Genomic DNA, 6,376 nt, shown 5'->3' on the forward strand with positions numbered 1-6,376 from the left:
TCATGCCCGACTGCTCGATGTACGCCACGGCGCGGCGGCTGGCATCAATCTCGACCGGCAGTGTAACCAACTGGAACAACACGCTAAACGAGAAGAAGATCAGCGCGAGGGTTGTGAGTCCCGCGATGTTCATAAACAGGCCCAAGAGCAACACGATGGTCCAAGTGTTCTGGGTAAAGTTGACAACCGGAACCAGGGCGGTGCGCACCTTCATCATGGCATAGCCGCTTTGACGCTGGGCAGCATGGCCCGCCTCGTGGCAGGCGACGGCAACGCTTGCGACCGAACCGCCCGAACGGTTGGCATCCGACAGATACAGGTTGTTGTCCTGCGGGTTGTAATGATCGGTGAGCTCGCCGGCAACGCCCTCGATACCCACGGCGTTGCAACCGTTGGCATCGAGCATGCGGCGAGCGACCGTGGCACCCGTATCGCCGTCCGAGCGAACCTTGGACCAGGTTTTGTACGTCGAGTTGATATAGTTCTGTGCGGCAAGGCCAAGCACCGTGCAGACAAGAACAACCAGCAGGTACAGCGGGTCGATGCCAAAGCCGTATCCATAGTAATAAGGCATGCGAATTCCTCCGAGTCGAGTTACACGTTGGAGGCATTTTACCCATTCAAGCGGCTAGGCTTCCCTACAGCAATTCGATTTTTCCGTCCTTCACCGTCAACCCCATATTGCCCGAGAGCAGATCGTCCAGACGCGAGCCCACAAGCTCAAAACGCCAGCCTTCGCGCAGGGGGCTCCGCTCGGGATGCTCAATGTAGTCGGCCAGGTCATCGCGCGAGGCAATGACCGAGGTCGCCACGCCCGAGCGCTCGGCAACCAGGCGGATGAGCGCGTACATGAGATCCGTCACGCTCTCCAGCTCCGGAGAGATCTGGCGATGCCCGCGCACCAAGAGCGGCAGGCGATCGTGCGGGCAGCTTGCGCCACGCTTGATGGCCATGAGCGCACTGTCCACGTCGCGCTCCCCCAACTGATCGGTACCGCGAATGCTACGGAACTCCTCAACGCGCACGGGATTGCGCTTAACGAGCGCAAGCAGCGTGTCGTCGGACATGACCCACTTGCGCGGGATGTTACGGCGCTCGGCGCGATCCTCGCGCCAGGCGGCGAGCTCGCGCGCGATGCCCAACTGGTGACGGCTGCACGAATTGATGCGTTTGACCTTGCGGAACGCCTCGTGGCGATCGGCGCGATAGTGCGACTCGTCAGCCAGCGGGCGCAGCTCGTCGAGCACCCAGTCCACCCGGCCCAGCTCGCGCAGGCGGCTCATCATCTCGGTATAGGCGACAATCAGGTACTTGACGTCATCAATCGCGTACTCAATCTGCTTATCGGTCAGCGGGCGACGCGACCAGTCGGTCAGCGACTCGGTCTTGGGCAGCGATACGCCACAGAACGTCTGAACAAGCGCGCCATACGAAATCTGCTGGCGCTCGCCCAAAAAGGCGGCAGCGACCTGCGTATCGAAAATCGGTCGTGGCAGCACGCCCACGGTATGGAGCATGACCTCCATATCCTGCGAGCACGCGTGGAAAACCTTGGTCACGCTCTCGTTGGCCATAAGCTCGGCCAGCGGCGACAGGTCGTCGATCACCAGAGGGTCGACCGCCACGCTCTCGGCAGGGGTGGCAATCTGAACCAAGCACAGGCGCGGATGGAACGTGCGCTCACGCAAAAACTCGGTATCGACGGCAATCGCGTCGAACTCACGGGCGCGCTGGCAAAAGTCGAGTAGAGCCTGATGTGTGGAAATGTACATATCAACCCATCGAATAAGGTTAGGCCCGAAAAACACGGGTAGGATATCGGCATTGCCTTACAACTATACTCGGTTAGTCACAGAACGGGAACGTAAGTATGCGCTGCCTTATCATCCACAACCCGGCATCGGGCCCCAGCTCAGATGAAATCTACGCATTCACGCACGCCCTCGCGCAGGGCGGCGACGAGGTCGTGATGCGCTTTATCGGCGATGGCATGGAACCCGAGGACGCCGTGGCAGACGTGCGCGAATTCGATCGCGTGGTGGTCTCGGGCGGCGACGGCACTGTCTCCAACGTGCTCGACCAGATGCGCGGATGCGGTGTCCCCACGCTCGTCTTCCCCTCCGGTACGGCCTGTCTGTTCTTTAACAACATCGGCAATGCCCCCGAGGCAGCGGCGCTTGCCAAGGCCTGCCGCGCCGGTCGCACGGTCAAAGTCGACATGGGCGAGCTCTTTTGGCTCGACGAGAACGGCAACGAGAAGCGCCACGGCTTTATCATCATCGCCGGCTCGGGCTTCGACGCCGAGATCATGATGAAGGCCGCCCCCACCAAAAACGACATCGGCGAGATCGCCTACTTCCTCTCTGCGCTCGCCACGCCCAACCCTACGGTAGCGCACTTTACGATTGAGCATGACGGCATTATCGAGGAGCTCGACGGCATCTGCTGCATGGCCGGCAACACCTCGGTCATCCAAAACGACATCAACCTGTTCCCCGACTGCCGCATGAACGATGGCATGGTCGACATTGCGGTCATCGAACCCGTGCGCACCGTGCAGCTGCTGCCTACTGTGATCACCGCTGCGCTTGACCCCGCCGGCAAGGTACTCGGGCGCCCGCAGTTCAAGATCATCCAGACCAAGGAAGCCAAGATCACCTGCACCCCGTCACTGGGCATGCAGTTCGATGGCGAGATTATCTCCAGCAATTCGGGCGTCTTTGGAGCCCGCGCGCTTCCACAATGCCTAGACCTCATCGTCGACGAATTCTCCCCGCTCGGAAAATAGGAGGACCCTATGAACGACAATCCCCTGCTCGGCTTTATCATCATCGTTTTGGCCATGCTCGTCGGCTATGCGATCAACGTGATCCACCGCCGGAAGAAGTAATTCCACATTGGTATGATATTCATCCAATTATCGTCTCCCCTGCTGTTTATGCATTTACCTAACAGCGGGGGATTTTCATTTCGGGCATTCCCAGTTACTTTATTCGGCTACAGTAATTACAGGGCGTCTTTATTAAAGTAAAGCTACAAACTGAGTACAATTAACCGCTCATCGCATATTTCATCACGCTTATCGAGTAAGTTTTTTTCATAGATGAATATTGTTTCCAGTTCGTTACGCTAATGAGGTGTCTTTATTGGCTGAAGCCCTCTGGCAACGGAGGGCTTTCGCACGCTGGGAGGGAAAATGAGGAAAACTCACCCCGTCAACGCGCTCAAGAAGCTAGGCATAGGCCTCGCCTTTGGAGCTGCAACCATCATGTCCATGCCGACATCTGCGCTCGCCTGCACGCAGATATACATGGGCAACAAGCTGACGGCCGACGGTAATACGTACTACGGCCGTGCCGAGGACTTTGGCAAGCGCTATCTTAAGCACTACGGCATCGAACCTGCCCACGAACCTGGCTTTAAGTACAGCTCGATTGAATCTGCTTTTGAATACACTTCGAACAAGCCTACCTATCGTTACAGCTATGTACGCGACCACCCCTCCAACTGGATGGGTCGCACCGACGCCTATTCCGAGGCCGGAATCAACGAGAAGGGCGTCTCCTGCTCTGCCACGCTAAGCACTTCCTATAACGAGGAGGCCGATGCAGCAGACCACATCGATGAGAAAGTGGGTCTGGGCGAGTACAGTTACGGCAGCATCATCCTGGGCGAGAGCGCCACGGCCCGCGAGGGCGTCGAGCTTCTCGGCAGACTGATCGATGATCAAGGCGTCTGCACCAACGACCAGATCATCATCGCCGACAACAACGAGACCTGGCTGTTCGCCACACTTTCCGCCCATCAGTGGATCGCCATGAAGCTCGCTGACGACGTCGCGTCGCTCAACCCTAATATCGGGAGCCTCAACTACGATGTCGACCTTGATGACCCCGAGAACTGCCTACACTCCGAGGGCATCGAGTCCATGCCCGTGGAGAAGGGCTTCGCCAAATACTCCGCTGACGGCAAATTCGATGTCGCCCAAACGTATGGCGAAAGCCTCGCCGATTCCGGCGTAAACCAGTGGTCCCGCTATGTGCAAGGCCGCGATTATTTTGGTAGTCAGCTGACCGAAGGCACAGATTACGACATTATCACAGTAAAGAAGGATGGAAAACCTGACCAAAAGGGAGCCATGGTCAGCGAAATCCAGCCCCTGTTCTTCAGGCCTGGCAAGTCTGGCTGGAGCACCTTTGAGCTGATTCGTGCCTTTGGCAACCGCGGCGAGAACGTCCCTGGCCTCAACGCGAACACTGATGGTGTTTATTGCATCGGCAGCGAGCGCAACACCGAGATCAACCTCTTCCAGATTCGTCGCGGGTATGACCCCGAAGTCGCTACCATCCAGTGGGAAATGCTCTCCCGCGCCGCGTACTCCGTCGCCATCCCGTTGTACTCCGCTCTGATAACTGAGGTCAGCCCGTACTTCAGCGATCAGACCGTCTCCTTCGATCACTGCAAACAGACTGACGTCGTGTACAACGAGGAGCCCGAGAACTCAATTAACTACGTCCTCATGGACATCAGCTCGCTCTGCTTTGAGAACCCTGACACCCTTGGTATCAGCGTCCGTGCCTACCTCGATGCGCTCCAGAACGAGCTCATCGAGCAGAACAAGGAAGTTGACGCCGCCATGCTAGCCGAGACGACCACCGAGGGCCGCACTGCCCTGGCCAACAAGGCCGGCAAGGCTGCTACCGAGAACACCTACAAGAAGTGCAAGGCCCTGCTCCAGGAGATGCGCGCCTATCAGAAGGCCGAAAACTTCGACCAGCCCTTCACCCCGAGCGACCTGAACACCGAGATCAACGGCCTCAAGGTGTCCATCACCTACGCCAAGGACGCTCTTGCCACCGACCCGGTAACCCCGGATCAGCCTGGTACTCCTGAGCAGCCCGGTACTCCTGAGCAGCCCGGTACCCCCGAGCAGCCCGCTAAGCCCGAGCAGCCCACCACCAAGCCCGAGAAGCCTGGCAAGTCGGACACCACGACCACGGTAACCACCAACAAGACGAACACCAAGGGCGGCCTGCCCACCACCGGCGATCGTTTTGATGGCCGCATGGTGGCCGCATTCGCCATCGCTGGCGTTGCCGTCATCTCCGCGGGCGGTTACTTCCTCTACCGTCGCAATAAGGAGTAACGTCTTAGCTGAGCGGACAAGGCAGCAATGGCAGCCTCGCCCGCTCAGCCCGCTCTTTTGACCGGCGGGAAACCCGCCTGAAATCTTTTCAAAAAAGATTTCCCCGCACACACTTCGCTGTGCTATAGTGCAGCGCAACAGCAACTAGATGCGACCGCGCCACGGCATCACGAAAGGAGCCACCAACATGAAGAACACGATGAAGTCTCTCAACAACTGGTGGTGGCGTGATGCGAATACGATCGGTCGACAGTGAGTCCCTCACGCCTGTTTTTGCGCTCTAGGTGATTGGAAGGCCTCCGGTTTCGACCGGGGGCCTTTTTCTATCTCGAGCCCGATCGCATTCGCATCACGCGCCTCCGCTTTTCTCTTGCACCCCCATTCCGAAAGGATTTTCACCATGTCTCAGAACACCACCGCCGCCCAGCCCCGCACCGTCCAGACCGCCGACCGCGGCAAACTCGACGTCCGCGCCCTCGTCCTGCTCGCCATCCTGCTCGCTGCCGGCTTCATCCTCAACTTCACCGTCGGCAAGGCCATCTCGGGCATCTCGGGCGGCATGATCAGCCCCGAGTTCATCATCTCGGCCTTCTGCCTCACCATCCTGGTCGTTCGCCCCAACATCGGCCAGGCGTTCGTCATTGGCCTCATCTCGGCTGCCGTGATCCAGATCACCACCACCTCGCCGTTTGTCGATTTTGCCGCCGAGGGCATCGCCGCCATGCTCATGGCCGGCATCGTCAACGCCGCCGACAAGAACGGTCAGGTCAAGCCCGCCATCGCCATTGTCGCAACCTTCCTGACCACCTTTGTCTCCGGCGTCATCTTCATGATCATCAAGATGGCCATGCTCGGCGTGGTCGGCGAGCTCGCCGCCGCCATGCTGCCCGTCGTTGCCATGACCGCCGTCTTTAACGCCATTCTGGTCGGCGCCCTCTACCTGCCCATCCAGAAGGCTCTTAGGCTCAACTAACCCGCTCGGCTTTACGAGCCACCCCATCTTGGCGTTCATTCGTCGCTCGCGTACCCAAGTACGCTTCGCTCCTCTTTCTCGCGCCAACCTGGGGCCCCTCGTAAAGCCGTCTCCGTGCTTCACCACCAAAAACTGTCCCAACGACTAGCTTTTGGGGACGTTCTTAAACGACTAGTCATTCAAGAACGTCCATTACAGTCGAAATTGTCAGCCCGGGACCGTCTCGGGCTACGATTGAGGCGCGCCCAGAACGGGCC

Annotated in this window: 5 protein-coding genes; 3 read left to right on the forward strand and 2 right to left on the reverse strand. The window is 58.7% G+C overall.

The window, feature by feature from the left end; all coding sequences use genetic code 11:
* Window positions 1-574, reverse strand: a 574-nt coding sequence (locus AB5164_RS09580) for a zinc metallopeptidase (protein WP_368148049.1), incomplete at its 3' end; no start/stop codon positions are given.
* Window positions 575-638: 64 nt separating this feature from the next.
* On the reverse strand, window positions 639-1,772 hold the full coding sequence (gene rnd, locus AB5164_RS09585) for a ribonuclease D (protein WP_368142958.1): 1,134 nt from the start codon (window positions 1,770-1,772) through the stop codon (window positions 639-641).
* Window positions 1,773-1,870: 98 nt separating this feature from the next.
* Between rnd and AB5164_RS09590 the strand changes: the two genes are divergently transcribed.
* The 3 genes from AB5164_RS09590 to AB5164_RS09600 all read left to right on the forward strand — a co-directional run bounded on the left by AB5164_RS09590 (window position 1,871) and on the right by AB5164_RS09600 (window position 6,119).
* A complete protein-coding gene (locus AB5164_RS09590; RefSeq protein ID WP_368142957.1) occupies window positions 1,871-2,788 on the forward strand; it encodes a diacylglycerol/lipid kinase family protein in 918 nt (305 codons plus the stop codon).
* Window positions 2,789-3,196: 408 nt separating this feature from the next.
* Window positions 3,197-5,146, forward strand: a complete 1,950-nt coding sequence (locus AB5164_RS09595) for a C69 family dipeptidase (RefSeq protein ID WP_368142956.1) — start codon at window positions 3,197-3,199, stop codon at window positions 5,144-5,146.
* 400 nt (window positions 5,147-5,546) lie between these two features.
* Window positions 5,547-6,119 carry a hypothetical protein gene (locus AB5164_RS09600; RefSeq protein ID WP_368142954.1) on the forward strand — a complete coding sequence of 191 codons (573 nt, stop codon included), beginning with the start codon at window positions 5,547-5,549 and terminating at the stop codon, window positions 6,117-6,119.
* Window positions 6,120-6,376 lie beyond the last annotated feature (257 nt).

The sequence above is a fragment of the Collinsella aerofaciens genome, from assembly GCF_040915425.1.
Classification (GTDB): domain Bacteria; phylum Actinomycetota; class Coriobacteriia; order Coriobacteriales; family Coriobacteriaceae; genus Collinsella; species Collinsella aerofaciens_BW.

Bases quoted from the DNA above. Each gene is read 5' to 3' on its own strand.
- AB5164_RS09595 (WP_368142956.1), top strand. From the start codon at position 3,197: ATGAGGAAAACTCACCCCGTCAACGCGCTCAAGAAGCTAGGCATAGGC.
- AB5164_RS09600 (WP_368142954.1), top strand. From the start codon at position 5,547: ATGTCTCAGAACACCACCGCCGCCCAGCCCCGCACCGTCCAGACCGCC.
- AB5164_RS09590 (WP_368142957.1), top strand. From the start codon at position 1,871: ATGCGCTGCCTTATCATCCACAACCCGGCATCGGGCCCCAGCTCAGAT.
- rnd (WP_368142958.1), bottom strand. From the start codon at position 1,772: ATGTACATTTCCACACATCAGGCTCTACTCGACTTTTGCCAGCGCGCC.